The organism is Catellatospora aurea (assembly GCF_042663325.1).
Classification (GTDB): domain Bacteria; phylum Actinomycetota; class Actinomycetes; order Mycobacteriales; family Micromonosporaceae; genus Catellatospora; species Catellatospora aurea.
On the sequence record NZ_JBHTAC010000007.1, the window covers coordinates 1 to 25,485 of the forward strand.

Consider the following 25,485-nt stretch of genomic DNA (forward strand, 5'->3'; position numbering starts at 1 on the left):
GTGTTGCGTCGGTGGGTGCAGAGCAAGGCTTTGGGTGCAGAGCAAATGTCGTCGGCCGCCATGTCCGACCTGGGCGGCCCCGGCGTCAAGCCAGACCTGCTTTGCCGAAGGGCAGCGTCAGCGAGGCGTGGTTTCACTCGGGATGAACGGCGCGCCGTGGCCGGGCACCACCAGGTCGGCGACGGCGAGCACCCGCTCCCGGCTGGCGCGCAACTGGGCGCGGTCCGGCGAGACTGGATCGTCGGCGGGGCCGTCGGCTCGCCACCACAGGTCGCCGGCGAGTGCCGCCACGCCGTCGGCCGTACCCGCGAGCAGGGTGATGTCCTCGTGGCTGTGGCCCGGCGTGCTGATCAGCCGGATCGAGTCCGAGAACGCGTGGCCCTCGGCGTCCCGGTCGGTCCACTCGTGGCCCCGGTAGATCGCTTTGTGGTCGTGCATCCGAGCGGTGGCGAACAGGCCCGCGTTCATGATGTTGTCCGGGTGGTGGTGGCTGAGCACGACATCGGTGACGTCCGCCGCCGACAGCCCGAGCGCGGCCAGCGCGTCGAGGATGACCGACGGGTGCGCGACCATGCCCGGGTCGAACACGATGCGCAGGTCGCCGTCGCGCACCAGGGAGACGGTCGCGGCCACGCCGGGCCCGGTCGAGCTGGTGTATCCGGTGGCCAGGATGTCGAGAACGGCGCTGCGGCCGCGGGGTGCGTCACTCATGACGATGATCCTGTCGGGCTGAGACGATCATGACGAGTGGCACGGATGCCACCGATCGCAGGAAACGTGCCATCATCCTCGGCATGGCTTTCCGATCGGTGGCGGCGTACGCGCCCCAGGGCGTGCTGGCGTTCTCGCTCGGGCTGGTCGGCGAGGTCTTCACCGGCCGGTTCGACTTCGCCGTCTGCACCGACCGGCCCGGCCCGCTGCGCACCGACCTCGGGCTCGACGTGCGGGTGGACGACGGGCTCGACCGGTTGGCCACCGCCGACCTTGTGCTGGCCCTGCCCGGCGGCCGGTTCCGGGAACCCCCGCCGGCGGCGGCCGCGGCGGCGCTCCGAGCGGCACATGACCGGGGCGCGATCGTCGCCGCGCACTGCGTGGGGGCGTACACGCTGGCCGCGGCCGGCCTGCTCGACGGGCGGCGGGCCACGACGCACTGGCGGTTCGCCGCCGACTTCGCCGCCAGGTTCCCGGCCGTGCGGCTCGCCGCCGACGTGCTCTACGTGGACGAGGGCTCCGTCGTCACGGGCGCGGGCGCGGCCGCCGGGGCGGACATGTGCCTGCACCTGATCCGCCGGGAACACAGTGCCGCAGCCGCGAACGAGATCGCCCGGGAGATGGTGATCCCGCCGCACCGCGAGGGCGGGCAGGCGCAGTACGTGGCCGCGCCCGTGCCCGACGGCGCGGACGACGAACGGCTCGGCACGGTGCTGGCCTGGGCGCGAGACAACCTGCACCGGCGGCTGACCGTCGACGAGCTGGCCGCCCGCGCGCTGGCCAGCCGACGCACCTTCCTGCGCCGGTTCGCCGACGCCACCGGATCCACGCCGCACGCCTGGCTGCTGGCGCAGCGGCTGAACAGCGCCGAAGAGCTGCTGGAGACCACCGACCTGGCGGTCGAGGAGGTGGCCCGCCGAGTCGGGTTCACCTCGGCGGCCATCCTGCGCGAGCACTTCACGCGCCGCCGCGGCGTGCCCCCGCGCACGTACCGCCGCGCCTTCCAGCTGTCCGCCCGCTAGCGCACGTCCCACACCGGTTCGGGGGTCTCGACGACCTCGCCATCGGCCTGGAACAGCAGGAAGCGGTCGAAGCCCCGGGTGAACCAGCGGTCGTGGGTGACCGCGACGACGGTGCCCTCGAAGCCGGCCAAGCCCTGCTCCAGGGCTTCGGCGCTGGCCAGGTCCAGGTTGTCGGTGGGCTCGTCGAGCAGCAGCAGGGTGACGCCGCTCAGTTCCAGCAGCAGCACCAGGAAGCGGGCCTGCTGGCCGCCGGACAACGTGCCGAAGCGCTGCTCCGCTTGCTTGGCCAGCTCGTAGCGGTCGAGCACCTTGTACGCAGCCTCGCGGGCCAGCGACGGCCGGTGCGTGTCGCCGCGCCACAGGATGTCGATCAGCTCCTTGCCGGCCAGGTCGGGCCGGTCGTGGGTCTGCGAGAAGTGGCCGGGCACGACCCGCGCGCCGAGCCTCGCGACACCGCTGTGCTTCACGTTCGCGTGCACCGCGCCGTCGGCCGAGCGCCCGGCCTCCTCGCCCCCGCCGTGCGCCTGCTGCGCGAGCAGACGAAGGAAGTGGGACTTGCCGGTGCCGTTCGCGCCGAGCACGGCGAGCCGGTCGCCGTACCAGAGTTCGAGGTCGAACGGGAAGGTGAGGTTCTCCAGTTCGAGCTGCTCGCAGATGACGGCGCGCTTGCCGGTGCGGGAGCCCTTGAGCCGCATCTGGATCTGCTGGTCCTTGGGCGGCAGCGGCGGCGGGCCCGCCTCCTCGAACTTGCGCAGCCGGGTCTGCGCGGCCTGGTACCGCGAGGCCAGGCCGTCGTTGTAGGCCGACTTCTGCTTGTACATCAGCATCAGCGCGCGCAGCTTCTCGTGCTCCTCGTCCCAGCGGCGGCGGCGCTCCTCCATGCTGTCGTGCCGGGCGCCCCGCGCCTCGTGCCACGACGCGAACGAGCCGACGTGCGTCCAGGCGCTGCCGCCCTCGACCGCGACGACCCGGTCGGCGGTCTGGTTGAGCAGCTCCCGGTCGTGCGAGACGTACAGCACGGACTTCTTCGACTCGCGCAGCCGCTGCTCCAGCCAGCGTTTGGCGGGCACGTCGAGGAAGTTGTCCGGCTCGTCGAGCAGCAGCACCTCGTCGGTGCCGCGCAGCAGCAGCTCCAGTGCGAATCGTTTCTGCTGACCGCCGGACAGGGTGCGCACCGGCCGGTCCCGGCACTCGTCCCAGGACAGGTTCAGAATGAGCGTGGCGACGGTGTCGAACAGCACCTCGGCCTCGTAGCCGCCGGCCTCGCCGTACGCGGACAGCGCCTCGGCGTAGTGCAGCTGCGCCTGCTGGGCGCTGCTGGTCAGCTTGCCGCGCGAGTCGGCCACCCGCATCGCCTGCTCGGCCTTGACCAGGCGCGCGCCCGCGGCCTGCAGGCGCGGCTCGACCAGGCCGAGGGCCATCTCGGCGAGCGTCATCTCGGCGCCGCCGGGCACCCCGGTCGCGGCAGAGGACCCGAGCATGCCGATGAACTGGCGCATCACCCCGAGGCCGCCGGAGCGCGCGACGGCGCCCGTGGGCACCGGCAGGTCGCCGGAGACCATGCGCAGCAGCGTCGTCTTGCCGGCCCCGTTCGGGCCGATGAGCGCCACCTTGGCTCCCTCGCCGACGCGGAACGACACGTCGGAGAAGAGTTCACGCCCGTCCGGCAGCGTGTACGCCACGCCGGCCACATCCACGTATCCCACGCCGGAATAGTGCCTGATCAGGCCGGTCGGGGGCGAGTCACTTTCAGCACCCGGAACCCCGAGCCGCTGGCGTGCCGCTCGGCCTGCCAGCCCTGGTCGCCCAGCCACTGCTGCAGCGAGTCCGCGCCCTTGTGCTTGGCGACGACCAGCCACGCCGTGCCGCCCGGGGCGAGCCGCGGCAGCCAGCGCAGCAGCAGCTGGTGCAGCTCCTCCTTGCCGATCCGGATCGGCGGATTGGACCAGATCTGGGTGAACTCGACGTCGGCCGGCACCCCGTCGGGGTCGGCGACGCGTACCCGGTCGGCGACCTTCAGCCGCCGGGCGTTCTCCTCGGTCAGCTCGCGGGCCCGCGCGTTGACGTCGACGGCCCACACCAGCGCCGACGGCGCGCGGGTGGCCAGGACCATGGTGATCGGGCCGTAGCCGCACCCGAGGTCCAGAAAGTTTCCGGTGACCTCCGCGCCGGGCAGCGGGCCCTTCTTCAGCAGCACGGTCGTGCCCGGGTCGAGCCGCGTCGCGGAGAACACCCCACCCGCTGCGACCAGGTCGTACTCATGACCCTCGATACTGAAAACGACCTCGTGCGGGCGCGCCGACGCGCCCGGCTCCGCAGTGAAGTAATGCTCGCCCACCCGCACATTCTCCCCCGAACGGACGGACTCACCGGCCGCAGGGTTATTGGCGACTGTGTCGTCCATTACGCTGTGCGACATGGCTCACGGCTACGGCACCGGTTCGGGGGACTGGCCGCCATCTTCCCGTCGTGACCCGCGCGACCGAGACACGCCCGGTCCCCGCTTACCCGGGGACACGGGCGCCGGTCGGCACGGGTCACCACGCGACAGCGCCCATGACTCTGAGTCACCAAGCCGGACAGGTGGGGCCGGCCGACGCCGCGCCGCCGAGCCGACGCAGAACCCCGACCGGTTCGACGGCTTCCAGGAGCGCAAACCCCCGCACGAACATCCCGGTGTCCCGCCCGGCCGGGCAGGCGGGCGGCCCGTGCCGCCGCCGCAGCCCGCCCGCGGGCAGGGTCCCGGGCTCGTGCCGGGATCACGCACCCCGGCCGCGCCGCACGGATACGAGCCGCCGCGCCGCGGCGAGCCGCGGACAGGCGAGCCGCCCCGGCGCAACGTGCCCGGGGAGCCGCCCGGTGCCCGCAACGGCGCGCTGGCGCGTCCACGAGGCGTCGAGGACCCTCCACCCACCATGCGGCGCGGATTCGCGCCAGGCGGCCCCACGGCCGCCCCGCCGCGGCGCAACGTCACCGAGCCGCGCCAACGTTCCGCGCCGCCCGCGACCCCGGTCTCCCCCGGCGTCGGCGCGCCCGGTGGCATGCCGCCGCGCACCGCGCCCAACCCGGCGATGCCGGTGCGGGTCGTGCCGCCGCCACCCACCCGGCCCACCGTCACGCCGCCGCCTCCACCACCGCCGCGGCGCACCGGGCCGCGTCCGGCCGGCGCGGGCGAGCCCGGCGTGGCCGCCGGCTGGCAGCGGCTCGCGGTGAACCCGAACATGTCCGGGCGCTGGAAGAAGGCGCTGAGCGTGCTCGGTGTGCTGGCCGTGCTGACGGTGTGCGGTGTCGGATCCTTCCTGATGGTGCTGGACGAGAAGCAGGGCACCGGCGCGCAGGCCAACACCTCGCCGCCGCCGACCGCCACGCCCGTCGACATCACCTCCCGCGAGATCGACCCGAAGCCGCTCACCGCGGGCGAGGTCTTCCCGGGCAAGCAGATCGTCATCGACCCGAACAAGCCGACCGAGGTGTACACGGTCATCAAGCCGCAGGTGCTCACCGACTGCCGGGCGGCCGCCAGCGGCGAGATCAGCAAGCTGATCACGAAGCTGGGCTGCTCCCAGGTGGTCCGCGGCACGATGCGCTCCCCTAACGGGGCCTACCTGGTCACCGGCGGCATCGTGAACCTGGACACGGTCGCCAACGCGGAGAAGGCGTACGAGGCGATCAAACCGATCGTCGACGAGGGCAAGGGACGCTTCCTCGGCTACGCCCCCGACCGCCAGGACAAGAAGAGCATCACCAAGCCGCTGGCCCTGGCCTCGACCCACGCCGGCTGGAACATCCGCGGTCACTACCTGGTCTACTGCGTGATCGCCCGATCCGACGGCGGCGAGATCCCGATCGGCGACCCGTTCGCCAAGCAGATCCTCTTCGACGTGATCGAGTTCTACCTGCGCGGCAAGGTCCTCGAGGAACGCGCCAGCGACCCCATCACCACCAGCGGCGCTCCCACCCCCGCCGCCAGCTGAAGACAAAGGAAGGGCACCTTCACAACGCTCCGCGTTGCAGAAGGTGCCCTTCTTAACGCCGCCACAGCCGTGAGCTGCGCGGTTGCGATGCTGGGGGTGTGGCGGCCGGGTCGGTCAGGACGGCTGGTCGGTGGGCTGCGCGGCCGCGGCCGCCCGTAGGCCCGCGGGCACGCCGCGCAGGTTGCGGGTCTGCTCGGCGCGGGCCGCGAACTCCGCCTCGTCCGGATAGCCCACCGCGATCAGGTTCAGCCCGTGCGGCGGGGCGACCAGCACGTCGCTGACGCGTTCGGTGCGGGTCAGCAGCGACGCGGGCCAGTCCGGCTCCCGGCGGCCGTCGCCGGCCGTCAGCATCGCGCCGACCAGGCTGCGCACCATCGCCTGGCAGAACGCGTCGGCCTGCACCGTCGCGGCCAGTACGCCGTCCGGCTCGCGCCGCCACGACATCGCGGTGATGTGCCGGATGGTCGTCGCGTGCTCCTTGCGCTTGCAGAACGCCGCGAAGTCGTGCTCCCCGCACAGCCCCGCCGCGGCCGCGTTGAGCCGGTCCAGGTCCAGCGGCCGCAGCCAGAACAGGGTGTCGTGGCGGCGCAGCGGGCTCGGACCGGACTCCGTGTCGACGACCCGGTATTCGTAGCGCCGCCACATGGCCGAGAACCGCGCATCGAACGTCGGCGGCACCGCACGGGCCGACCACACCCGCACGTCCCCGGGCAACAGCCCGGCCAGTCGGCGCACCAGCGAGGGCGCGAGCGCCTGCCAGCGCTCGTCGGGCAGGTCGACGTGGCACACCTGCCCGGTGGCGTGCACGCCGGCGTCGGTGCGGCCGGCCACGGTCAGGCCGGTCGGGTTGCCCGGCCCGAACACCTTCTCCAGCTCGGCCAGCAGCACCCCGGCGACCGTACGCCGACCCGGCTGCGCCGCCCAGCCAGAGAAGTCCGTGCCGTCGTAACCGACGTCCAGCCGTACCCGCGCCATCTCCTGCTCCTCCTACGCGCCTCGACACGCGGGCACCAACCCCGCGGAAACGGCGAAGCTCCCCTCCCGGCTGCGCACGCAGCGGGAGAGGAGCTCCGACCGATGGAACTCAGGCCTTGTCGGCGGCCTCGTCGGCGTCGCCGGCCTCGCCGGACAGAACGGCGACCTTGTCCTCCTGGGCGGCCTTCTTGGCCTGGGCCTTGGCAGCCTTCGCCGGCGCCGCGGGCGCCGCCACCTCGAGCTCCTCGACCAGCTCGATGATCGCCATCGGAGCGGCGTCACCCTTGCGCGGGCCGGTCTTCACGATCCGCGTGTAGCCACCGTTGCGGTTCGCGAAGCGCGGGGCGATCTGCTCGAACAGGGCCACGAAGACGTCCCGCTCGGGGATCGACTTGCGAACCTCGCGGCGAGCCGCCAGGTCGTCCCGCTTGGCCTTGGTGATGAGGCGCTCGGCCAGCGGGCGCAGCCGCTTGGCCTTGGTCTCGGTGGTGGTGATGCGGCCGTGCTTGAACAGCGACTGGGCCAGGTTGGCCAGGATCAGCTGCTCGTGCGCGGGGCTGCCCCCGAGGCGGGGACCCTTGGTGGGCGTGGGCATTGGTGCTCCTTGATGTCTATCCGAGCTGCCGAGGCAGGTTCGGTTACAGCTGCTCGGTCTCGCGGTAGTCGTCAGTGTCGTAGTCGGCGTCGCCGTAGGAGTCCACGACGTGGGCCGGGTCGAAGTTCGGAGCCGAGTCCTTCAGCCCCAGACCCATCCCGGCGAGCTTCATCTTCACCTCGTCGATGGACTTCTGCCCGAAATTCCTTATGTCGAGCAGGTCCGCCTCGGTGCGCCCGATGAGCTCACCGACGGAGTTGATGCCCTCGCGCTTGAGGCAGTTGTACGAGCGGACGGTCAGGTCCAGCTCCTCGATCGGCAGCGCCAGGTCGGCAGCGAGCTGCGCGTCCTGCGGCGACGGGCCGATGTCGATGCCCTCGGCGGTCTCGTCCAGCTCACGGCACAGCCCGAACAGCTCCACCAGGGTGGAACCGGCCGACGCCAGCGCGGTCCGCGGCGAGATGGACGCCTTCGACTCGACGTCGATGATCAGACGGTCGAAGTCGGTGCGCTGCTCGACACGGGTCGCCTCGACGCGGTACGTCACCTTGAGCACCGGCGAGTAGATCGAGTCGACCGGGATGCGGCCGATCTCGGCGCCGGCGTTCTTGTTCTGCGCCGCCGTGACGTAGCCCCGGCCCCGCTCGACGGTCAGCTCCATGTCGAGCCGGCCCTTGCCGTTCAGGGTCGCGAGCTTCAGGTCCGGGTTGTGCACGGAGACACCGGCCGGGGGCTGGATGTCGCCGGCGGTCACGTCGCCAGGGCCCTGCTTGCGCAGGTACATGCTGACCGGCTCGTCGTGCTCCGACGAGACACACAGGTCCTTGACGTTCATGACCAGCTCGACCACGTCCTCCTTGACACCGGGGATCGTGGTGAACTCGTGCAGCACACCGTCGATCTTGATGCTGGTGACGGCCGCGCCCGGGATCGAGCTGAGCAGCGTACGACGCAGCGAGTTGCCGAGGGTGTAGCCGAACCCGGGCTCGAGCGGCTCGATGGTGAACCGGGAGCGGGTCTCGTTGATCGCCTCTTCGGTGAGAGTCGGCCGCTGAGAGATAAGCACTGGTGAACTCCTATACGTTGGGCGCCCACTATTTGACGCCACGCGTAATGGCGGCCGGTGCGGCATGACGCCGCACCGGCCAGAGCACTACTACTTGGAGTAGAGCTCGACGATCAGCTGCTCCTGGACCTGGGTGTCGATCACCTGGCGGGCCGGAAGCGAGTGAACGAGAACCTTGAACTGGCTGGGGATGACCTCCAGCCAGGCCGGGACGCCACGCGAGCCGGCCTCGGCCTGCGCCACCACGAACGGCGTGAGCTCGCGGGACTTGGTCCGGACCTCGACGATGTCGTGCTCGGCGACGCGGTACGACGGGATGTCGACCTTCTTGCCGTTGACCAGGAAGTGACCGTGCTTCACGACCTGACGGGCGTGGTCACGGGACTTGGCCAGGCCGGCCCGGTAGACCACGTTGTCGAGACGCGACTCGAGGATCTGCAGCAGAACCTCACCCGTCTTGCCCGACTTGCGGTTGGCCTCTTCGTAGTAGCCGCGGAACTGCTTCTCCAGCACGCCGTAGATACGACGGGCCTTCTGCTTCTCACGAAGCTGCAGCAGGTACTCGGACTCCTTGGTGCGACCGCGGCCGTGCTGGCCGGGCGGGAAGGGGCGCGACTCGAACGGGCACTTCGGCCCATCGCACTTGCTGCCCTTGAGGAACAGCTTGACCTTCTCACGACGGCAACGGCGGCAGTCAGCGCCGGTGTAACGAGCCATCTTTCAATCTCCCCTTAGACCCGGCGCCGCTTGGGCGGACGGCATCCGTTGTGCGGCTGCGGCGTGACGTCGGAGATCTGCCCGACCTCGAGACCGGCAGCGGTCAGCGAACGGATGGCGGTCTCACGGCCAGAGCCCGGACCCTTGACGAACACGTCGACCTTGCGCATGCCGTGCTCCATCGCGCGACGCGCGGCGGCCTCGGCGGCCAGCTGGGCGGCGAACGGAGTCGACTTACGCGAGCCCTTGAAGCCGACCTGGCCGGCGGAGGCCCACGAGATCACAGCACCGGTCGGGTCCGTGATGGACACGATGGTGTTGTTGAACGTGCTCTTGATGTGCGCCTGCCCGTGGGAGACGTTCTTGCGTTCTTTACGCCGGACCTTCTTTACAGCGGCCCCAGCGCGTGCCTTGGGTGGCATATCTTTATGCGCTCCTTCTAGATGCGGTTGCTAGCGGGACAGGCTTACTTCTTGCCGGCCTTCTTCTTGCCGGCCACGGTGCGCTTCGGGCCCTTGCGGGTACGAGCGTTCGTGCGAGTGCGCTGTCCACGGACAGGCAGGCCCTTGCGGTGCCGGATGCCCTCGTAGCAACCGATCTCCACCTTGCGGCGGATGTCAGCGGCGACCTCGCGGCGCAGGTCGCCTTCAACCTTGAAGTTCGCTTCGATGTAGTCACGAAGCTGGACGACCTCTTCGTCGGTGAGGTCCTTTGCCCGCTTGTTCGGGTCGATGCCCGTGGCGGAGCAAAGCTGCGCCGAGCGGGTGCGGCCGATGCCGTAAACGTAGGTAAGCGCGATCTCCAGCCGCTTTTCGCGGGGGAGATCAACGCCGACGAGACGTGCCATGGTGGGCTGCTCCTCGTAGCTTGCGGAGGTCTGCGCCCGATCCATCCCCCACCTGCCCAGGTGGGGCCCCGGCCTCCGACCGGGGGTTGATCCGCAGAGCTGTCCGACAAGTCGGAGCGTTCCCGCGGCTGGAACGAGCTATTGCTGGTGATGCTGCAACGACAGGCGTTGCCAGGGAGCTGGAATCAGCCCTGGCGCTGCTTGTGGCGCGGGTCGTCACAAATGATCATGACCCGGCCGTGCCGACGGATGACGCGGCACTTGTTGCAGATCTTCTTGACACTCGGCTTGACCTTCACGGCTCGCCTTTGCTGCTATTCCCGGCCCGCACAGCGTCGAGCCAGGGAAAGACGGACACGGACTCACCCCGGTGGAGTCAGTTCGATTACTTGTAGCGGTAGACGATCCGCCCGCGAGTGAGGTCGTACGGCGAGAGCTCGACGACGACCCGGTCCTCGGGCAGGATGCGAATGTAGTGCTGACGCATCTTGCCGCTGATGTGGGCCAAGACCTTGTGACCATTGGCGAGCTCAACCCGGAACATGGCGTTCGGGAGTGGCTCGATAACCCGGCCCTCGATCTCGATGGCCCCGTCCTTCTTCGGCATATCCTCCGCTACCTGACATAGGGTGAATTGGGTCGGCCCACCTGGTCCATCGCGATCCGGGGATCCGGACCACGCCAGCCGCGGTTCCGCCCGACCCCCGAAGCGCGGGGAGCATGGCAGAGTGGACGCGGTGCGCCGATTGGCCAGTCTACGCCCACCTCGGCATCGATACCAAACCACCCCCCGACCCCCGCGGCCGGGAGTGTCGAAACCCACAGGGTCAGGCGGTGGCGGCGGAGGTGAGCAGGTCGCCGAGGCGGGCGCGGCCGCCGTCGGGGGCGGTGAGGACCCAGACGCCGTCCTCGAACAGGCCGATGGAGTGCTCGACGTGCGCGGCGTGGGAGCCGTCGGTGGTGACGACGGTCCAGCCGTCGTTCAGCTCGGCGGTGCGGGCCGAGCCCATCGTGATCATCGGCTCGATGGCCAGGGCCATGCCCGGGACCAGCATCGGGCCGCGGCCGGGGCGGCCGTGGTTGTGAATGTGCGGCTCCTGGTGCATGGCCGTGCCGATGCCGTGGCCGCCGTACCCCTTGACGATGCCGTACTTGCGGGGCGCCTTGCGCACCGCGGACTCCACGGCCCACGAGATGTCGGTCAGCCGCCCGGTGCCCGAACGCACCCCGCGCGCCGCGGCGGCGATGCCGGCCCACATCGAGTCCTCGGCTACCTCGGCCATGCGCAGCAGATCCGGACGGGTCTCCCCCACGCCGACGGTGATCGCGGCGTCCCCGTGCCAGCCGTTCAGGATGGCCCCGCAGTCGATGGAGATCAGGTCACCCTCGGCCAGCACGTGCTTCGGGTTCGGGATGGTGTGCACGATCTGCTCGTTCACCGACGAGCAGATGGTCCCCGGAAAGCCGTGGTAGCCCTTGAACGACGGGATGGCGCCGTGCGACCGGATCACGTCCTCGGCGACGGCGTCCAGCTCGGCGGTGCTGACCCCGGGCTTGACGGCTTCGCGGGCCGCGGCCAGCGCCGCCGCCACCACGAGCCCGGCAGCGCGCATCAGGTGCAGCTGCTCCGGCGTCTTGATCTCGATGTCCATGTGCTCGGCCGTCGCCTTCCCCCGCCGGAACGGTCGCACCGGGCGTTTCCTGCCCGGCGGGGACTGTCCGGCGCTTTCGTCGCCTCATGTCCGCGGGACGAGCCGCCCGCCGTCGCGCTGACGGCGGCAGCCCGCCGCCCCGCCGACACGCACCCGACCGGCATCGGTCATCGCGTGTACAGCAGGAGCGGTCATGATCCCTGCAGGCGCCGGCCCCACCGCCGAACGCCAGGCAATGCTACGCGCTGAACGAGCGCAGCTCGTTGATGGCCCGCTCGGTGACGTCCTCCACCGGCCCCGTGGCGTCGATCCCGACCAGGCGGCCCTGCGCGCCGTAGTGGTCGACCAGGGGGGCGGTGTCGCGGGCGTACACCTTCAGACGCTCCGCGATCGTCTCGGCCTTGTCGTCGTCACGCTGGTAGAGCTCGCCGCCGCAGCGGTCGCAGAGGCCCTCACGGCTCGACGCGTCGAACTCGATGTGCCAGATCTTGCCGCAGCCGTGGCAGGTGCGCCGGCCGGACAGCCGCCGGATGACCTCGTCGTTGTCGACGATGAGCTCCAGCACCAGGTCCAGGTTCGCGCCCGTGTCGGCCAGCATCTTGTCCAGCGCCACGGCCTGGGGCACAGTGCGCGGGAAGCCGTCGAGCAGGAAGCCGTCGGCGGCGTCCGGCTCGGCGAGCCGGCCGCGCACCATGTTGATGGTGACCTCGTCCGGCACCAGGCCGCCCGCGTCCATGTAGCGCTTGGCCTCCAGGCCGAGCGGGGTGCCCTGCGAGACGTTGGCCCGGAAGATGTCACCCGTCGAGATCTTGGGCACGGACAGGTGCGAGGCGATGAACTCCGCCTGCGTCCCCTTGCCCGCGCCGGGCGGACCCACCAGCACCAGCCTCATCGTGACACCCCTCCAAAACCGGCGAACCGGCGGCGCGAGAACGCGCCGCCGATCCGCTGCGCCCGCTTGCTCACCGAAGGAATCCCTCGTAGCTGCGCTGCATGAGCTGGCTCTCGATCTGCTTGACCGTCTCCAGACCGACGCCCACCATGATCAGCACCGCGGTGCCGCCGAAGGGGAAGTTCTGGTAGGCCTGGGAGTCGAGCCAGATGAAGAACAGGTTCGGCAGGATCGCGATGATGCCGAGGTAGAGCGCGCCCGGCAGGGTGATCCGGCTCAGGATGAAGTCGAGGTAGTCGGCGGTGGGCTTGCCCGGCCGGATACCCGGCACGAAGCCGCCGTACTTCTTCATGTTGTCCGCGATCTCGGTCGGGTTGAACGTGATCGAGACGTAGAAGTACGTGAAGAAGATGATCATCAGGAAGTAGAGCAGGATGTAGCTCCACTTGCTGGGGACCGTCAGGTAGTCGCGCAGCCAGATCTGGACCGTGCCCGGGTTGTTCTGGTCCATGAACTGCAGGGCCAGCGTGGGCAGGTAGAGCAGCGAGGACGCGAAGATGACCGGGATGACACCCGCCTGGTTGACCTTCAGCGGGATGTAGGTCGAGGTGCCGCCGTACATGCGCCGGCCGACCATGCGCTTGGCGTACTGCACCGGGATGCGGCGCTGCGCCTGCTCGATGTACACCACCAGCGCGATGACCACGACGACGAGCGCCAGCACGCCGACGAAACCCCACCAGCCCTTGGACTCCTTCAGCTGCCAGCCCTCACTGGGGAGGCGGGCGGCGATGGAGGTGAAGATCAGGACGGACATGCCGTTGCCCACGCCGCGGTCGGTGATGAGCTCGCCGAGCCACATCACGACGCCGGTGCCGGCGGTCATGGTGACGACCAGCGCGGTCAGCGTGACCCACTGCGGCATCTGGGTGTTCGGCACGATCGGGAACTGGTCGCACGCGCCCTGGAACAGCTGGCCGGAGCGCGCCAGGGCCACGAAGGCCGAGGACTGCAGGACGGCGAGGCCCAGGGTCAGGTAGCGGGTGTACTGGGTGATCTTCGCCTGGCCGGACTGGCCCTCCTTGCGGAGCTGCTCCAGGCGCGGGATGACCACGGTGAGCAGCTGCAGGATGATCGACGCCGTGATGTACGGCATGATGCCCAGCGCGAAGACCGACAGGGACAGCAGAGCGCCGCCGGAGAAGAGGTTAAGGAGCGTGAAGACGCCGTTCTCGGCACCCGACTCCATGGCGGTGATGCACTTCTGCACGTTCCCGTACGAGACACCGGGGCTGGGCAGCGTGGCACCGAGGCGATAGAGCGCGATGATCCCGAGCGTGAACAGAATCTTCTTGCGCAGGTCAGGCGTCTTGAACGCACTGACAAAAGCGGAGAGCAACTTCTTCCTCCTGCGCGCGGCACCGGGGGCCGGTGGCTGTCGTGTAAAGGGGCGTGACTGGGTGTGTGGTGCGAGCCGTGACCGTTACGGTCGGCCTTCACCGCGCCACGCGCAGTTTACGCGTAGCTGGGATCGGACTCTAACAGTCCCGACCCTCAATGGTCAGGTCTGCACGGCACATATCTGTGCCAGCCTAGGCCTTGGCAGCGCTCGTGCCCAGTGGCTACGACCTGCGTCTTGCCCAGAAAGGCCGGAAGCCGAGCGTGGCGCCCGACCTAGGTCGGTCGGGCGCCACGTCTGCGACTGTACTTACAGCTCCGTCACGGAGCCGCCGGCGGCAGCGATCTTCTCCTTGGCGGAGGCGCTGAAACCGTGCGCCGACACCTGGAGCTTCACGCCGCCCAGCTCGCCGGTGCCGAGCACCTTGACCGGGTGGCCCTTGCGGACGGCACCGGCCTCGGCCAGCTCCAGCGGGCCGACCTGGCCGCCGTTGGGGAACAGCTCGGCGAGCCGGTCCAGGTTCACGACCTGGAACACGACCTTGAACTTGTTCCGGAAGCCCTTCATCTTCGGAAGCCGCATGTGGATAGGCATCTGCCCACCCTCGAACGACGGCTTCACCTGGTAACGGGCCTTCGTACCCTTGGTACCGCGACCGGCGGTCTTGCCCTTGGAGCCCTCACCACGACCCACACGGGTCTTGGCGGTCTTGGCACCGGGCGCCGGGCGGAGGTGGTGGATCTTGATCGTCATTACTCAACCTCCTCGACCTTCACGAGGTGGCTGACCGCGAAGATCATGCCCCGAATCTCGGGACGGTCCTCTTTCACCACCACGTCGTTGATCCGCTTGAGCCCGAGCGAACGCAGCGACTCGCGCTGGTTGCGCTTGCGCCCGATGTCGGACCGCAACTGGGTGACCTTCAAACGTGCCATGGTTACGCACCCGCTCCCGCACGCGCGGCCAGCAGTGCGGCCGGCGCGACGTCCTCGACCGGCAGCCCGCGGCGAGCCGCGATGGCCTCCGGGGACTCCAGCATCTTCAGCGCGGCGACCGTGGCGTGCACGATGTTGATCGGGTTCGAGGAGCCGAGGCTCTTCGACAGCACGTCGTGGATGCCCACGCACTCCAGCACGGCACGCACCGGGCCGCCGGCGATGACACCCGTACCGGCGCTGGCCGGCTTGAGCAGCACCACACCGGCCGCCGCCTCACCCTGCACCGGGTGCGGGATGGTGGAGCCGATCCGGGGAACCCGGAAGAAGTGCTTCTTGGCCTCCTCGACACCCTTGGCGATCGCCGCGGGCACCTCCTTGGCCTTGCCGTAGCCGACGCCGACGTTGCCCTCGCCGTCGCCGACGATCACCAGCGCGGTGAAGCTGAAGCGCCGACCGCCCTTGACGACCTTGGCGACACGGTTGATCGTGACGACGCGCTCGAGGTGCGGGGTCTTCTCGACGGGCGCGTTGCCGCGACCGTCGCCGCGGCCACGGCGCTCGCGACCACCGCGGTCGCCGCCCTCAGTGTTACCGGAACCCGTGCCCCGGCGTTGTGGTCCTGGCATTATCCCAGCCACCTTTCCTAGAACTCGAGTCCAGCACCGCGTGCGGCGTCCGCCAGAGCCGCGATGCGGCCCGCGTAGCGGTTGCCACCGCGGTCGAAGACGACCTTGGTGATTCCGGCGGCCTTCGCCCGGTCGGCGAGCAGAGCGCCCACCTTGCCGGCGATGGCGCTCTTGTCGCCCTCGGCGCCCTTGATCGAGGCGTCCATGCTCGAGGCGGACACCACGGTGTGACCCTTGGTGTCGTCCACGATCTGAACCCAGATGTGGCGCAGCGTGCGGGTGACGACCAGGCGGGGGCGCTCGGCGGTGCCGCTGAGGTTCCGGCGGATGCGGAAGTGCCGACGCGCCTTGCCGACGGCCCGCTTGGCGGCGACGCCGTTGCGGCGCTTGAGCAGCGTGGCGGTCACTTCTTACCTGCCTTTCCAGCCTTACCGGCCTTACGGCGGATGACCTCGCCCTGGTACTTGACACCCTTGCCCTTGTAGGGCTCCGGCGGGCGGATCTTCCGGATGTTGGCGGCGACCTCGCCGACAAGCTGCTTGTCGATGCCGGTGATGTGGAACAGCGTCGGCCGCTCCACCGTGAAGGTGATGCCCTCCCGCGGCTGCACCACGACCGGGTGCGAGAACCCGAGAGCGAACTCCAGGTCGGCGCCCTTGGCCGTGACACGGTAACCGGTGCCGTTGATCTCCAGGCTCTTCTTGTAGCCCTCGGTGACGCCGACGATCATGTTGGCGACCAGGGTACGGGAGAGACCGTGCAGCTCCTTGGCACGACGCTCATCGTTCGGGCGGGTGACGAGCAGCTCGCCGCCCTCACCGCGCTCCGCGATGATCGGCTCGCTGAGCGTGTGCTCGAGCGTGCCCTTGGGGCCCTTGACCTTGACGGTCTGGCCATCGATGGTGATCTCGACGCCGGAAGGCACCGGGATCGGCTTACGTCCGATTCGCGACATTGCAGACCTTCCTCACCAGACGTAGGCGAGGACTTCCCCGCCCACCCCGCGCTTACGGGCCTGCCGGTCGGTGAGCAGCCCCTGAGACGTCGAAATAATCGCCACACCCAGACCGCCGAGAACACGCGGCAGCTCCGGGGACTTGGCGTAAACCCGCAGGCCGGGCTTGGAGACACGCCGGATGCCGGCCAGGCTCCGCTCCCGGTTCGGGCCGAACTTCAGTTCGACGATCAGGCTCTTGCCGACGGCACCCTCGGCGGGCTCCTCGACAGCCCAGGCGGCGATGTAGCCCTCGGCCTTGAGAACCTCGGCGACGTTCGCCTTGATCTTCGAGTAGGGCATCGCCACCCGGTCGTGGTACGCCTGGTTGGCGTTGCGCAGACGCGTGAGCATGTCTGCAATCGGGTCGGTCATCGTCATTGTTTATCAGCCTTTCTCGCCGCGGTTCCCGGTGTCACACCGGGCCTACGGCGAAGGGGAAGCCTTGGATTTACCAGGAAGCCTTGGACACGCCGGGGAGCTCACCCTTGTGAGCCATGTCCCGAACACAAACCCGGCAGAGCCCGAACTTGCGGTAGACGGCCTTCGGCCGGCCGCACTTCTGGCACCGGGTGTACGCGCGCACCGCGAACTTCGGCTTGGCCGCAGCCTTGATGATCAGCGCCTTCTTGGCCATGTGCTCAGTTCTCCTTGAACGGGAAGCCCAGGAGCTTGAGCAGCGCCCGGCCCTCATCGTCGGTCTTGGCAGTGGTCACGAGCGTGATGTCCATGCCCCGGACCGCGTCGATCTTGTCCTGGTCGATCTCGTGGAAGACCGACTGCTCAGTCAGACCGAAGGTGTAGTTGCCGTGACCGTCGAGCTTGCGCCCGTCCAGACCGCGGAAGTCGCGGATACGCGGCAGCGCGATCGACAGCAGCCGGTCCAGGAACTCCCACATCCGGTCGCCGCGCAGGGTCACCTTCGCGCCGATCGGCATGCCCTCACGCAGCTTGAACTGCGCGATGGACTTGGTGGCCTTGCGGATCAGCGGCTTCTGGCCGGTGATCGCGGTGAGGTCGCGGACCGCACCGTCGATCTTCTTCGAGTCACGGGCCGCCTCGCCGACGCCCATGTTGACCACGATCTTCACCAGGCCCGGCACCTGCATCGGGTTGGCGAAGCCGAACTGCTCGCGCAGCTGGCCCGCAACCTCGGCGCGGTAACGCTCCTTGAGACGAGGCATGGTCTTGGTCTCGGTCGCCGTCGTCATCACAGCTCCTTGCCGGTGCGACGGGAGACGCGAGTCTTCACGCCGTTCTCGTCGATCTTGTAGCCGACCCGGACGGGCTTGCCGTCCTCGACGACCATCACGTTGGAGACGTGGATGGGCGCCTCCTGGGTGATGATGCCGCCGGTCTTGGCGCCACGCTGGGTGGTACGGATCTTCTCGTGCTTGGTGATCCGGTTAACGCCCTCGACCAGGATCTTCTCGGTCCGGGGGTAGGCCGCGATGACCGTACCCTCCTTGCCCTTGTCCTTGCCGGCGATGACCTTGACCTTGTCGCCCTTCTTGACCTTCATGGTCACAACACCTCCGGGGCAAGGCTAATGATCTTCATGAAGCGCTTGTCCCGCAGCTCACGGCCAACCGGGCCGAAGATACGGGTGCCGCGCGGGTCCCCGCCGTCCTTGATGATGACGGCGGCGTTCTCGTCGAAGCGGATGTACGAGCCGTCGGGACGACGCCGCTCCTTGACGGTGCGAACGATGACCGCCTTGACGACGTCACCCTTCTTCACACCGGCACCGGGGATGGCGTCCTTGACGGTGGCCACGATGACGTCGCCGATGCTCGCGTAGCGCCGACCCGAACCACCGAGAACGCGGATGCACAGAATCTCCCGGGCACCCGTGTTGTCGGCGACTCGCAGTCGCGACTCCTGCTGGATCACGTCAACTCCTGTATGTCTGCCGGTTCTCCGCCCGCCCGGTCAGGGCGGGCGGAGCCTGGCGGAACTCGAACCACCCGGAACGCCCTGCTGGGCGAACCGGACGGCTATCTGAACTTCTCGGCCGCTAGGCGGCCGGCGAACCTGCCGGAGGCAGGGTCACTTGGCCTTCTCGAGGATCTCCACGACCCGCCACCGCTTGGTGGCGGACAGCGGGCGGGTCTCCATGAGCAGCACCCGGTCGCCGATGCCGCACGCGTTCTGCTCGTCGTGCGCCTTCAGCTTGCTGGTCCGGCGGAGAACCTTGCCGTACAGCGAGTGCTTGACCCGGTCCTCGACCGCCACGACGACGGTCTTGTCCATCTTGTCGCTGACGACCAGACCCTCGCGTACCTTACGCCGGTTCCGCTCGACTGCGTTCTCGTTGGTCTCGCTCATGTTCCCTACGCCACCTCAGTAGGCGCGGCCGAGAGCCCCAGCTCACGCTCGCGCATGATCGTGTAGATCCGGGCGATCTCGCGACGGACCACATCCAGCCGACGGTTGTTGTCGAGCTGGCCGGTCGCACCCTGGACGCGGAGGTTGAACAGCTCCGCCTTGGCCTCCCGCAGCTTCGCGACCAGTTCCTCGGAGGAACTCTCGCGCAGCTCGGCCGCCTTGGTACCGGCTGCCATCACGCCTCACCCACTTCGCGCTTCACGATTCGGCACTTCATCGGGAGCTTGTGGATCGCGCGGCGCATGGCCTCACGAGCAGTCTCCTCGTTCGGGAACGCCATCTCGAAGAGAATGCGACCCGGCTTGACGTTCGCCACCCACCACTCGGGTGAGCCCTTACCGGAACCCATGCGGGTCTCGGCGGGCTTCTTGGTCAGGGCCTGGTCCGGGAAGACCGTGATCCAGACCTTGCCACCACGACGGATGTGACGGGTCATGGCGATACGCGCCGACTCGATCTGCCGGTTGGTCACGTACGCCGGCTCGAGCGCCTGGATGCCGAACTCGCCGAACACCACCCGGTTGCCGCCCTTGCTCCGACCGGACCGGTCGGGGTGGTGCGGCTTGCGGAAGCCATTCGGAGGCTTACGCGGCATCAGCATTGTTCAGCCCTCCTGCTCAACCGGCGCGGCCGGAGCCACGTCGGCGCTGTCCTTGGTGAGCTCCGCGGCGGCCGCACGGCCGGCCTCGGTGCCTGCACCGGTCGTGCCGGTGGCACCCGAACGGCCACGGCGCGGTCGCTCGGACCGCTCGCCGCCACGGCCTTCACGGCGCTGGCGGCCCGGGGCCTCGGCCGGGGTCTCGCGACCCGGCACGGCGTCACCCTTGTAAATCCAGACCTTCACGCCGATGCGGCCGAAGGTGGTACGGGCCTCGAAGAAGCCGTACTCGATGTTGGCGCGCAGCGTGTGCAGCGGCACGCGACCCTCACGGTAGAACTCCGTGCGGCTCATCTCAGCGCCGCCGAGGCGGCCCGAGACCTGCACCCGGATGCCCTTGACCATGGGGTTCTTCATGGCCGACTGGATCGCCTTGCGCATCGCCCGGCGGAACGCCACGCGGCCCGAGAGCTGCTCGGCGATGCCCTGCGAGACCAGCTGAGCGTCCGACTCGGGGTTCTTGACCTCGAGGATGTTCAGCTGGACCTGCTTCTTGGTGAGCTTCTCGAGCTCGCCGCGCAGGCGCTCGGCCTCCGCACCCTTACGGCCGATGACGATGCCCGGCCGGGCGGTGTGGATGTCGATGCGGACCTTGTCACGGGTGCGCTCGATCTCGACCTTCGAGATACCGGCGCGCTCGAGGCCCTTGGCCATCATGCGGCGGATCGCGACGTCCTCGCCGATGTAGTCCTTGTAGAGCTTGTCGGCGTACCAGCGGGACTTCCAGTCGGTCGAGATGCCGAGCCGGAACCCAATCGGGTGGACTTTCTGACCCATTACTTGGTCTCCTCCTGCTCGGCGGCCTCAACCTCGGGCTTCGCGGCGGCCTTGGTGGCCTTGGCCGGCGTCGCCTTCGCGGCGGCGGTGGCCTTGCGGACCGGCGCCTTCGGCGCGACTGCCTCCACCTCGACGGTGATGTGGCAGGTGCGCTTGCGGATCCGGTACGCCCGGCCCTGCGCCCGCGGCCGGAACCGCTTCAGCGTCGGGCCCTCGTCCACGTAGGCGGCGCTGACCAGCAGCGCGTCCGGGTCGAGACGCTCGTTGTTCTCAGCGTTGGCGATGGCGCTGGCCAGCACCTTGTAGACCGGCTCGCTCGCCGCCTGCGGCGCGAACTGCAGCACCGTCAGTGCCTCCTTCGCGGGCAGACCGCGGACGAGGTTGACCACACGGCGCGCCTTGGTGGCGGACAGGCGCACGTGGCGGGCGACCGCACGGGCGCCCGGCGCGGCCTGCGCGTCATTCGTAGGCATCGTGTTTCCCCTAAATCCTTATTACGGTCCGCCGCGTCAGCGGCGACGGCTCTTCCGGTCGTCCTTCTCGTGACCCTTGAACGTCCGGGTCAGTGCGAACTCGCCGAGCTTGTGCCCGACCATCGCCTCCGACACGAACACCGGGACGTGCTTGCGCCCGTCGTGCACGGCGATCGTGTGACCCAGCATGTCCGGGATGATCGTCGAACGCCGCGACCAGGTCTTGATGACGTTCTTGGTGCCCTTCTCGTTCTGCACTTCCACCTTCTTGAGCAGGTGGTCGTCGATGAAGGGGCCCTTCTTCAGGCTGCGAGGCATCTGTCAGCTCTCCCTATTACCCGCGCTTGCGGGTGGCGTAGCGGCGGCGGACGATCAGCTTGTCGCTCGCCTGGCCCTTGCGGCGGGTGCGACCCTCGGGCTTGCCCTTCGGGTTCACCGGGTGGCGACCACCGGAGGTCTTACCCTCACCACCACCGTGCGGGTGGTCGACCGGGTTCATGGCGACACCACGGACGGTCGGGCGCTTGCCCTTCCACCGCATACGACCGGCCTTGCCCCAGTTGATGTTCGACTGCTCGGCGTTGCCGATCTCGCCGACCGTCGCGCGGCAGCGGACGTCCACCTTGCGGATCTCGCCCGAAGGCATACGCAGCGTGGCGTAGTCCTCCTCGCGGCCCAGCAGCTGGATGCCGACGCCGGCCGAGCGGGCCAGCTTGGCGCCGCCACCCGGACGCAGCTCCACGCAGTGCACGGTCGTACCGACCGGGATGTTGCGCAGCGGCAGGTTGTTGCCCGGCTTGATGTCGGCACCGGGGCCGGACTCGACCAGGTCGCCCTGCTTCAGGTCCTTCGGCGCGACGATGTAGCGCTTCTCGCCGTCGACGTAGTGCAGCAGCGCGATGCGCGCGGTGCGGTTGGGGTCGTACTCGATGTGCGCGACCTTGGCCGGCACACCGTCCTTGCCCACCCGGGTGAAGTCGATCAGACGGTACTGACGCTTGTGGCCGCCGCCCTGGTGCCGCGTGGTGATACGGCCGTGAACGTTACGGCCGCCCTTCTTCGGCAGCGGAACGACGAGCGACTTCTCCGGCGTCGACCGGGTGACCTCGGTGAAGTCGGCGACGCTGGAGCCACGGCGACCGGGCGTCGTCGGCTTGTACTTACGGATACCCATTGTCTTATACCCCTCAGCTCACCGGTCCGCCGAAGGCTTCGATGCGGTCGCCTTCGGCGAGCTTCACCATCGCGCGCTTCGTCGCCTTGCGCTGACCCCAGCCGGTGCGGGTGCGCTTGCGCTTGCCCTCACGGTTGAGCGTGTTCACGGTCAGCACCCGAACATTGAAGATCTGCTGAATAGCGATCTTGATTTCGGTCTTGTTCGCGTCCGGGTGCACCAGGAAGGTGTACCAGTTGCGGTTGAGCTCGCCGTAGCTCTTCTCCGAGACCACCGGAGCGACGATGACGTCGCGCGGGTCGGCAATCGTCGTCACTTGGAACCCTCCTCAGCGGGCACGCCCAGGAACTCCTCCAGCGCCTCGGTGGTGAAGACCACCGCGTCGCTGACGAGCACGTCGTACGTGTTGAGCTGCCCGGCCTCGATCAGGTGCACCTGCGGCAGGTTGCGCAGGCTCACCCAGTTGATCTCGTCGTTGGCGCCCAGCACGACCAGCACGCGGCGGGCGTCGCCCGCGACCTTCTGGACCGTCGCGAGGGCGGCCTTCGTCGACGGCGTCTCGCCGGCCACGAACGCGTCGACCACGAACAGCACGCCGTTGCGGGCCCGGTCCGACAGGGCGCCACGCAGGGCGGCGGCCTTCATCTTCTTCGGGGTCCGCTGGCTGTAGTCACGCGGCACCGGGCCGTGGACCACGCCACCGCCGGCGAACTGCGGCGCGCGGATCGAGCCCTGACGGGCGCGACCGGTGCCCTTCTGCTTGTACGGCTTCTTGCCGCCACCGGCGACCTCGCCGCGGCTCTTCGCCTTGTGCGTGCCCTGGCGCGCGGCGGCCAGCTGGGCCACCACGACCTGGTGCATCAGCGAGATGTTCGCCTGCACGTCGAAGATGTCGGCGGGCAGCTCGACCGAGCCGCTCTTGGCGCCCTCGGCGCTGATCACGTCAACCGTGGTCACTTCGCGGCACCACCCTTCTTCTTCGTCTTGGCGGCGGTGCGAACGAGCACCAGCGCACCCTTCGGGCCCGGGATGGCGCCCTTCACGAGCAGCAGGTTGTTCTCGGTGTCCACGGCGTGCACGGTGAGGCCGGGCGCGGTGTAGCGCACGCCACCCATGCGGCCCGCCATGCGGACGCCCTTGAACACGCGACCCGGCGTGGCGCAAGCGCCGATCGAACCGGGCGAGCGGTGCTTGCGCTCGACACCGTGGCTGGCCTTGAGGCCGTGGAAGCCGTGGCGCTTCATGACACCGGCGAAGCCCTTGCCCTTGGTCTTGCCGGTCACGTCGATGGCCTGTCCGGCCGCGAACGTGTCGACGGTGACCTCCTGGCCGAGCTCGTACGAGTCCGCGTCAGTGGTGCGCAGCTCGACGATGTGCCGGCGGGGGGCGACGTTCGCCTTGGCGAAGTGGCCCGCCTTGGGCTGGCTCACCTTGCGCGGGTTGATCGCGCCGAAAGCCAGCTGAACGGCCTGGTAGCCGTCCTTCTCGGTGGTACGAACCTGGGTGACGACGCACGGGCCGGCCTGCACCACGGTCACGGGGACGACTTTGTTGTTGTCCCAGACCTGAGTCATGCCGAGCTTGGCGCCCAGGATGCCCTTAACTTGCCTGTCCATCAGTCCGGTCCCTACAGCTTGATCTCGATGTCGACGCCAGCCGGCAGATCGAGTCGCATGAGCGAGTCGACCGTCTTCGGGGTCGGGTCGATGATGTCGATCAGACGCTTGTGCGTGCGCATCTCGAAGTGCTCGCGCGAGTCCTTGTACTTGTGCGGCGAACGGATCACGCAGAAACGGTTGATCTCCGTGGGCAGTGGCACCGGCCCTGCGACCTGAGCACCCGTACGGGTCACCGTCTCGACGATCTTCCGTGCCGAGGAATCGACGACCTCGTGGTCGTAGGCCTTGAGCCGGATGCGGATCTTCTGTCCCGCCATGGTGGCTTCTGTTTCCTTCTCTCAAGCCGCTACCTGCGGCGGCAGACGGTGGGGCCTGCCCCCTGTCCGACCCCCGCGGTCGGGCGTGTCGCGCGCTGAACCAGACTGATTCCCTATTAAAAGGTCATTTGCCTTGGCTCAACGGGCATCACGCCCGATCACAGGAGCTTCACGTCAGAGGCCCGAAGACCCCCACGTCACGCGACCCGCACACCCGGCGCAACTTGAAGCTGCTCTGGGCGCGACCGGTCGCAACGCAACCTGTTCATTATGCCGTATCGGGTACGGCATTGTGAAATCAGGGTGCCGGGGCTCACTCGAACAGGCCCGACCTGCGTACACGTAAAGGTGCGGGCGCCCCGCCCGAGAGCGGGGCGCCCGCGTAGATCACTTGGTGATCTTGGTGACTCGGCCGGCACCGACCGTGCGGCCACCCTCGCGGATCGCGAAGCGGAGGGTCTCCTCCATGGCGATCGGCTGGATGAGCTTCACGGACATCTCGACGTTGTCGCCGGGCATGACCATCTCGGTGCCCTCGGGCAGCGTGACGACACCGGTGACGTCGGTGGTGCGGAAGTAGAACTGCGGCCGGTAGTTCTGGAAGAACGGGGTGTGACGGCCACCCTCCTCCTTGGAGAGGATGTAGACCGACGCCTCGAACTCCGTGTGCGGGGTGGTCGTGCCGGGCTTGACCACGACCATGCCGCGCTCGACGTCCTCGCGCTTGATGCCACGCAGCAGCAGACCGACGTTCTCGCCCGCGCGGGCCTCGTCGAGCAGCTTGCGGAACATCTCGATGCCGGTGCAGGTGGTCTTCATCGACTTCTCGCGAATACCGACGATCTCGACCTCCTCGTTCGGCTTGAGGATGCCGCGCTCGGCGCGACCGGTGACGACGGTGCCACGACCGGTGATCGTGAAAACGTCCTCGATCGGCATGAGGAACGGCTTGTCGACCTCACGCTCGGGCTGCGGGATCGCGGAGTCGACCGCGTCCATCAGGCCCATGAGCGCGTCGGACCACTTCGGGTCGCCCTCGAGCGCCTTCAGCGCGGAAACCCGGACGACCGGCAGGTCGTCACCCGGGTACTCCTGCGCCGACAGCAGCTCGCGGATCTCCAGCTCGACCAGCTCGAGCAGCTCCTCATCGTCGACCATGTCGCTCTTGTTGAGCGCCACGACGATGTAGGGCACGCCGACCTGGCGGGCCAGCAGCACGTGCTCGCGGGTCTGCGGCATCGGGCCGTCGGTCGCGGCGACCACCAGGATCGCGCCGTCCATCTGGGCGGCACCGGTGATCATGTTCTTGATGTAGTCAGCGTGACCCGGGCAGTCAACGTGCGCGTAGTGCCGGTTCTCCGTCTGGTACTCGACGTGCGCGATGGAGATCGTGATACCACGAGCCTTCTCCTCCGGCGCCTTGTCGATCTCGTCGAACGGGGTGTACGGGTTGAGTGCCGGGAACTTGTCGTGCAGGACCTTAGTGATGGCCGCCGTCAGCGTCGTCTTACCGTGGTCGATGTGACCAATGGTGCCGATGTTGACGTGCGGCTTAGTCCGCTCGAACTTCGCCTTCGCCACTGGTGTCCTCCTGTGGACTGTTGGTTCGTTCGCCCGACGGCGCCGACTGGCGCTTAGGACCTTTGCCCGCCGGGGTCGCCGGCGCTTCCT

At 68.8% G+C, this 25,485-nt stretch carries 38 protein-coding genes; 2 read left to right on the forward strand and 36 right to left on the reverse strand.

Annotation, left to right across the window (positions count from 1 at the left end; genetic code table 11):
• Window positions 1–117 precede the first annotated feature (117 nt).
• Window positions 118–711: an MBL fold metallo-hydrolase gene (locus tag ACFQO7_RS08885; RefSeq protein WP_376805965.1), complete on the reverse strand. Its 594-nt coding sequence runs from the start codon at window positions 709–711 to the stop codon at window positions 118–120.
• A gap of 83 nt (window positions 712–794) precedes the next feature.
• Between ACFQO7_RS08885 and ACFQO7_RS08890 the strand changes: the two genes are divergently transcribed.
• Window positions 795–1,733: a GlxA family transcriptional regulator gene (locus ACFQO7_RS08890; RefSeq protein ID WP_376805966.1), complete on the forward strand. Its 939-nt coding sequence runs from the start codon at window positions 795–797 to the stop codon at window positions 1,731–1,733.
• Here the strand turns inward: ACFQO7_RS08890 and ACFQO7_RS08895 are convergent.
• The gene (locus ACFQO7_RS08895) at window positions 1,730–3,439 is read right to left on the reverse strand and encodes an ABC-F family ATP-binding cassette domain-containing protein (protein ID WP_376805967.1); all 1,710 of its coding nucleotides are present in this window, start codon (window positions 3,437–3,439) and stop codon (window positions 1,730–1,732) included. The two genes, ACFQO7_RS08890 and ACFQO7_RS08895, sit on opposite strands and share 4 nt — an antisense overlap.
• 17 nt (window positions 3,440–3,456) lie before the next feature.
• Window positions 3,457–4,137, reverse strand: coding sequence for a class I SAM-dependent methyltransferase (locus ACFQO7_RS08900; protein ID WP_376806098.1), 681 nt, complete (start codon window positions 4,135–4,137; stop codon window positions 3,457–3,459).
• A gap of 346 nt (window positions 4,138–4,483) precedes the next feature.
• Between ACFQO7_RS08900 and ACFQO7_RS08905 the strand changes: the two genes are divergently transcribed.
• Entirely contained in the window at window positions 4,484–5,707 is a 1,224-nt protein-coding gene (locus tag ACFQO7_RS08905; RefSeq protein ID WP_376805968.1) for a hypothetical protein, read from the forward strand.
• A 114-nt stretch (window positions 5,708–5,821) separates the two neighbouring features.
• Here ACFQO7_RS08905 and truA read toward each other — a convergent pair whose 3' ends face one another.
• The 33 genes from truA to tuf all read right to left on the reverse strand — a co-directional run bounded on the left by truA (window position 5,822) and on the right by tuf (window position 25,395).
• Window positions 5,822–6,682 carry a tRNA pseudouridine(38-40) synthase TruA gene (gene truA / locus ACFQO7_RS08910; RefSeq protein ID WP_376805969.1) on the reverse strand — a complete coding sequence of 287 codons (861 nt, stop codon included), beginning with the start codon at window positions 6,680–6,682 and terminating at the stop codon, window positions 5,822–5,824.
• Window positions 6,683–6,791: 109 nt separating this feature from the next.
• Window positions 6,792–7,277 (reverse strand): 50S ribosomal protein L17, encoded by a 486-nt coding sequence (gene rplQ, locus ACFQO7_RS08915; RefSeq protein ID WP_360536164.1) that lies wholly within the window; start codon window positions 7,275–7,277, stop codon window positions 6,792–6,794.
• A 43-nt stretch (window positions 7,278–7,320) separates the two neighbouring features.
• Window positions 7,321–8,343: a DNA-directed RNA polymerase subunit alpha gene (locus ACFQO7_RS08920; RefSeq protein ID WP_376805970.1), complete on the reverse strand. Its 1,023-nt coding sequence runs from the start codon at window positions 8,341–8,343 to the stop codon at window positions 7,321–7,323.
• 90 nt (window positions 8,344–8,433) lie between these two features.
• Window positions 8,434–9,060: a 30S ribosomal protein S4 gene (gene rpsD, locus ACFQO7_RS08925; RefSeq protein WP_360536162.1), complete on the reverse strand. Its 627-nt coding sequence runs from the start codon at window positions 9,058–9,060 to the stop codon at window positions 8,434–8,436.
• A gap of 14 nt (window positions 9,061–9,074) precedes the next feature.
• The gene (rpsK, locus tag ACFQO7_RS08930; protein ID WP_120317122.1) at window positions 9,075–9,482 is read right to left on the reverse strand and encodes a 30S ribosomal protein S11; all 408 of its coding nucleotides are present in this window, start codon (window positions 9,480–9,482) and stop codon (window positions 9,075–9,077) included.
• 44 nt (window positions 9,483–9,526) lie between these two features.
• Window positions 9,527–9,907 carry a 30S ribosomal protein S13 gene (rpsM, locus tag ACFQO7_RS08935; protein WP_144121762.1) on the reverse strand — a complete coding sequence of 127 codons (381 nt, stop codon included), beginning with the start codon at window positions 9,905–9,907 and terminating at the stop codon, window positions 9,527–9,529.
• A 185-nt stretch (window positions 9,908–10,092) separates the two neighbouring features.
• Window positions 10,093–10,206, reverse strand: a complete 114-nt coding sequence (rpmJ, locus tag ACFQO7_RS08940) for a 50S ribosomal protein L36 (protein WP_020520458.1) — start codon at window positions 10,204–10,206, stop codon at window positions 10,093–10,095.
• Window positions 10,207–10,292: 86 nt separating this feature from the next.
• Window positions 10,293–10,514, reverse strand: a complete 222-nt coding sequence (gene infA, locus ACFQO7_RS08945; protein WP_007073013.1) for a translation initiation factor IF-1 — start codon at window positions 10,512–10,514, stop codon at window positions 10,293–10,295.
• Between the two features lie 220 nt (window positions 10,515–10,734).
• Window positions 10,735–11,559 carry a type I methionyl aminopeptidase gene (map, locus tag ACFQO7_RS08950; protein ID WP_376806099.1) on the reverse strand — a complete coding sequence of 275 codons (825 nt, stop codon included), beginning with the start codon at window positions 11,557–11,559 and terminating at the stop codon, window positions 10,735–10,737.
• Window positions 11,560–11,797: 238 nt separating this feature from the next.
• Window positions 11,798–12,451, reverse strand: coding sequence for an adenylate kinase (locus ACFQO7_RS08955; protein ID WP_376805971.1), 654 nt, complete (start codon window positions 12,449–12,451; stop codon window positions 11,798–11,800).
• Between the two features lie 70 nt (window positions 12,452–12,521).
• Window positions 12,522–13,850 (reverse strand): preprotein translocase subunit SecY, encoded by a 1,329-nt coding sequence (gene secY, locus ACFQO7_RS08960; protein ID WP_376805972.1) that lies wholly within the window; start codon window positions 13,848–13,850, stop codon window positions 12,522–12,524.
• Window positions 13,851–14,159: 309 nt separating this feature from the next.
• Window positions 14,160–14,603: a 50S ribosomal protein L15 gene (gene rplO, locus ACFQO7_RS08965; RefSeq protein WP_360536154.1), complete on the reverse strand. Its 444-nt coding sequence runs from the start codon at window positions 14,601–14,603 to the stop codon at window positions 14,160–14,162.
• Complete coding sequence (gene rpmD / locus ACFQO7_RS08970) at window positions 14,603–14,785, reverse strand: 50S ribosomal protein L30 (RefSeq protein WP_120317127.1); 183 nt, start codon at window positions 14,783–14,785, stop codon at window positions 14,603–14,605. Before rpmD ends, rplO begins: the two co-directional genes overlap by 1 nt.
• 2 nt (window positions 14,786–14,787) lie before the next feature.
• Window positions 14,788–15,414, reverse strand: coding sequence for a 30S ribosomal protein S5 (rpsE, locus tag ACFQO7_RS08975; RefSeq protein WP_360536152.1), 627 nt, complete (start codon window positions 15,412–15,414; stop codon window positions 14,788–14,790).
• A gap of 17 nt (window positions 15,415–15,431) precedes the next feature.
• Window positions 15,432–15,821 carry a 50S ribosomal protein L18 gene (gene rplR / locus ACFQO7_RS08980; protein ID WP_203692221.1) on the reverse strand — a complete coding sequence of 130 codons (390 nt, stop codon included), beginning with the start codon at window positions 15,819–15,821 and terminating at the stop codon, window positions 15,432–15,434.
• Entirely contained in the window at window positions 15,818–16,369 is a 552-nt protein-coding gene (rplF, locus tag ACFQO7_RS08985; RefSeq protein WP_376805973.1) for a 50S ribosomal protein L6, read from the reverse strand. The genes rplR and rplF overlap by 4 nt, the downstream gene beginning before the upstream one ends.
• A 12-nt stretch (window positions 16,370–16,381) precedes the next feature.
• The gene (gene rpsH / locus ACFQO7_RS08990; protein WP_120317131.1) at window positions 16,382–16,789 is read right to left on the reverse strand and encodes a 30S ribosomal protein S8; all 408 of its coding nucleotides are present in this window, start codon (window positions 16,787–16,789) and stop codon (window positions 16,382–16,384) included.
• Window positions 16,790–16,859: 70 nt separating this feature from the next.
• On the reverse strand, window positions 16,860–17,045 hold the full coding sequence (locus tag ACFQO7_RS08995) for a type Z 30S ribosomal protein S14 (protein WP_120317132.1): 186 nt from the start codon (window positions 17,043–17,045) through the stop codon (window positions 16,860–16,862).
• Between the two features lie 4 nt (window positions 17,046–17,049).
• Window positions 17,050–17,619 carry a 50S ribosomal protein L5 gene (gene rplE / locus ACFQO7_RS09000; RefSeq protein ID WP_360536147.1) on the reverse strand — a complete coding sequence of 190 codons (570 nt, stop codon included), beginning with the start codon at window positions 17,617–17,619 and terminating at the stop codon, window positions 17,050–17,052.
• The gene (gene rplX, locus ACFQO7_RS09005) at window positions 17,619–17,936 is read right to left on the reverse strand and encodes a 50S ribosomal protein L24 (RefSeq protein ID WP_120317134.1); all 318 of its coding nucleotides are present in this window, start codon (window positions 17,934–17,936) and stop codon (window positions 17,619–17,621) included. The genes rplE and rplX overlap by 1 nt, the downstream gene beginning before the upstream one ends.
• Window positions 17,933–18,301, reverse strand: a complete 369-nt coding sequence (rplN, locus tag ACFQO7_RS09010; protein ID WP_117226249.1) for a 50S ribosomal protein L14 — start codon at window positions 18,299–18,301, stop codon at window positions 17,933–17,935. The genes rplX and rplN overlap by 4 nt, the downstream gene beginning before the upstream one ends.
• A gap of 156 nt (window positions 18,302–18,457) precedes the next feature.
• On the reverse strand, window positions 18,458–18,736 hold the full coding sequence (gene rpsQ / locus ACFQO7_RS09015) for a 30S ribosomal protein S17 (protein ID WP_203692225.1): 279 nt from the start codon (window positions 18,734–18,736) through the stop codon (window positions 18,458–18,460).
• Between the two features lie 5 nt (window positions 18,737–18,741).
• Complete coding sequence (rpmC, locus tag ACFQO7_RS09020; RefSeq protein WP_120321522.1) at window positions 18,742–18,972, reverse strand: 50S ribosomal protein L29; 231 nt, start codon at window positions 18,970–18,972, stop codon at window positions 18,742–18,744.
• Window positions 18,972–19,397: a 50S ribosomal protein L16 gene (gene rplP / locus ACFQO7_RS09025; RefSeq protein WP_203741717.1), complete on the reverse strand. Its 426-nt coding sequence runs from the start codon at window positions 19,395–19,397 to the stop codon at window positions 18,972–18,974. Before rplP ends, rpmC begins: the two co-directional genes overlap by 1 nt.
• 3 nt (window positions 19,398–19,400) lie before the next feature.
• On the reverse strand, window positions 19,401–20,231 hold the full coding sequence (gene rpsC / locus ACFQO7_RS09030; protein ID WP_166384871.1) for a 30S ribosomal protein S3: 831 nt from the start codon (window positions 20,229–20,231) through the stop codon (window positions 19,401–19,403).
• On the reverse strand, window positions 20,231–20,704 hold the full coding sequence (gene rplV, locus ACFQO7_RS09035) for a 50S ribosomal protein L22 (RefSeq protein ID WP_203692227.1): 474 nt from the start codon (window positions 20,702–20,704) through the stop codon (window positions 20,231–20,233). Before rplV ends, rpsC begins: the two co-directional genes overlap by 1 nt.
• Before the next feature lie 36 nt (window positions 20,705–20,740).
• On the reverse strand, window positions 20,741–21,022 hold the full coding sequence (rpsS, locus tag ACFQO7_RS09040; RefSeq protein ID WP_120317139.1) for a 30S ribosomal protein S19: 282 nt from the start codon (window positions 21,020–21,022) through the stop codon (window positions 20,741–20,743).
• 16 nt (window positions 21,023–21,038) lie between these two features.
• Window positions 21,039–21,878, reverse strand: coding sequence for a 50S ribosomal protein L2 (gene rplB, locus ACFQO7_RS09045; RefSeq protein WP_203692228.1), 840 nt, complete (start codon window positions 21,876–21,878; stop codon window positions 21,039–21,041).
• 13 nt (window positions 21,879–21,891) lie between these two features.
• Complete coding sequence (rplW, locus tag ACFQO7_RS09050) at window positions 21,892–22,194, reverse strand: 50S ribosomal protein L23 (RefSeq protein ID WP_361049308.1); 303 nt, start codon at window positions 22,192–22,194, stop codon at window positions 21,892–21,894.
• The gene (gene rplD / locus ACFQO7_RS09055) at window positions 22,191–22,835 is read right to left on the reverse strand and encodes a 50S ribosomal protein L4 (protein ID WP_360536143.1); all 645 of its coding nucleotides are present in this window, start codon (window positions 22,833–22,835) and stop codon (window positions 22,191–22,193) included. Before rplD ends, rplW begins: the two co-directional genes overlap by 4 nt.
• A complete protein-coding gene (gene rplC / locus ACFQO7_RS09060; protein ID WP_360536141.1) occupies window positions 22,832–23,494 on the reverse strand; it encodes a 50S ribosomal protein L3 in 663 nt (220 codons plus the stop codon). The genes rplD and rplC overlap by 4 nt, the downstream gene beginning before the upstream one ends.
• 11 nt (window positions 23,495–23,505) lie before the next feature.
• Window positions 23,506–23,814 carry a 30S ribosomal protein S10 gene (gene rpsJ, locus ACFQO7_RS09065; RefSeq protein WP_007073037.1) on the reverse strand — a complete coding sequence of 103 codons (309 nt, stop codon included), beginning with the start codon at window positions 23,812–23,814 and terminating at the stop codon, window positions 23,506–23,508.
• Window positions 23,815–24,201: 387 nt separating this feature from the next.
• Window positions 24,202–25,395: an elongation factor Tu gene (gene tuf, locus ACFQO7_RS09070; RefSeq protein ID WP_360536139.1), complete on the reverse strand. Its 1,194-nt coding sequence runs from the start codon at window positions 25,393–25,395 to the stop codon at window positions 24,202–24,204.
• Window positions 25,396–25,485: the final 90 nt, after the last annotated feature.

Excerpts from the sequence above, each read along its gene's own strand:
- rplP (WP_203741717.1), bottom strand. The coding sequence starts at position 19,397 with ATGCTGATGCCGCGTAAGCCTCCGAATGGCTTCCGCAAGCCGCACCAC.
- ACFQO7_RS08955 (WP_376805971.1), bottom strand. The coding sequence starts at position 12,451 with ATGAGGCTGGTGCTGGTGGGTCCGCCCGGCGCGGGCAAGGGGACGCAG.
- ACFQO7_RS08900 (WP_376806098.1), bottom strand. The coding sequence starts at position 4,137 with ATGGACGACACAGTCGCCAATAACCCTGCGGCCGGTGAGTCCGTCCGT.
- rpsE (WP_360536152.1), bottom strand. The coding sequence starts at position 15,414 with ATGCCAGGACCACAACGCCGGGGCACGGGTTCCGGTAACACTGAGGGC.
- rpmD (WP_120317127.1), bottom strand. The coding sequence starts at position 14,785 with ATGGCACGTTTGAAGGTCACCCAGTTGCGGTCCGACATCGGGCGCAAG.
- ACFQO7_RS08885 (WP_376805965.1), bottom strand. The coding sequence starts at position 711 with ATGAGTGACGCACCCCGCGGCCGCAGCGCCGTTCTCGACATCCTGGCC.
- ACFQO7_RS08890 (WP_376805966.1), top strand. The coding sequence starts at position 795 with ATGGCTTTCCGATCGGTGGCGGCGTACGCGCCCCAGGGCGTGCTGGCG.
- rplC (WP_360536141.1), bottom strand. The coding sequence starts at position 23,494 with ATGGACAGGCAAGTTAAGGGCATCCTGGGCGCCAAGCTCGGCATGACT.
- rpsJ (WP_007073037.1), bottom strand. The coding sequence starts at position 23,814 with ATGGCGGGACAGAAGATCCGCATCCGGCTCAAGGCCTACGACCACGAG.
- rplQ (WP_360536164.1), bottom strand. The coding sequence starts at position 7,277 with ATGCCCACGCCCACCAAGGGTCCCCGCCTCGGGGGCAGCCCCGCGCAC.
- rpsQ (WP_203692225.1), bottom strand. The coding sequence starts at position 18,736 with ATGAGCGAGACCAACGAGAACGCAGTCGAGCGGAACCGGCGTAAGGTA.
- rpsC (WP_166384871.1), bottom strand. The coding sequence starts at position 20,231 with ATGGGTCAGAAAGTCCACCCGATTGGGTTCCGGCTCGGCATCTCGACC.
- rplB (WP_203692228.1), bottom strand. The coding sequence starts at position 21,878 with ATGGGTATCCGTAAGTACAAGCCGACGACGCCCGGTCGCCGTGGCTCC.
- rpsD (WP_360536162.1), bottom strand. The coding sequence starts at position 9,060 with ATGGCTCGTTACACCGGCGCTGACTGCCGCCGTTGCCGTCGTGAGAAG.
- map (WP_376806099.1), bottom strand. The coding sequence starts at position 11,559 with ATGGACATCGAGATCAAGACGCCGGAGCAGCTGCACCTGATGCGCGCT.
- rpsM (WP_144121762.1), bottom strand. The coding sequence starts at position 9,907 with ATGGCACGTCTCGTCGGCGTTGATCTCCCCCGCGAAAAGCGGCTGGAG.
- rpmC (WP_120321522.1), bottom strand. The coding sequence starts at position 18,972 with ATGGCAGCCGGTACCAAGGCGGCCGAGCTGCGCGAGAGTTCCTCCGAG.
- rplF (WP_376805973.1), bottom strand. The coding sequence starts at position 16,369 with ATGTCGCGAATCGGACGTAAGCCGATCCCGGTGCCTTCCGGCGTCGAG.
- ACFQO7_RS08995 (WP_120317132.1), bottom strand. The coding sequence starts at position 17,045 with ATGGCCAAGAAGGCGCTGATCATCAAGGCTGCGGCCAAGCCGAAGTTC.
- rplE (WP_360536147.1), bottom strand. The coding sequence starts at position 17,619 with ATGACGACGGCGACCGAGACCAAGACCATGCCTCGTCTCAAGGAGCGT.
- rplO (WP_360536154.1), bottom strand. The coding sequence starts at position 14,603 with ATGACGATCAAGATCCACCACCTCCGCCCGGCGCCCGGTGCCAAGACC.
- rpsH (WP_120317131.1), bottom strand. The coding sequence starts at position 16,789 with ATGACGATGACCGACCCGATTGCAGACATGCTCACGCGTCTGCGCAAC.
- infA (WP_007073013.1), bottom strand. The coding sequence starts at position 10,514 with ATGCCGAAGAAGGACGGGGCCATCGAGATCGAGGGCCGGGTTATCGAG.
- rpsS (WP_120317139.1), bottom strand. The coding sequence starts at position 21,022 with ATGCCTCGCAGCCTGAAGAAGGGCCCCTTCATCGACGACCACCTGCTC.
- truA (WP_376805969.1), bottom strand. The coding sequence starts at position 6,682 with ATGGCGCGGGTACGGCTGGACGTCGGTTACGACGGCACGGACTTCTCT.
- rplV (WP_203692227.1), bottom strand. The coding sequence starts at position 20,704 with ATGCCTACGAATGACGCGCAGGCCGCGCCGGGCGCCCGTGCGGTCGCC.
- rpsK (WP_120317122.1), bottom strand. The coding sequence starts at position 9,482 with ATGCCACCCAAGGCACGCGCTGGGGCCGCTGTAAAGAAGGTCCGGCGT.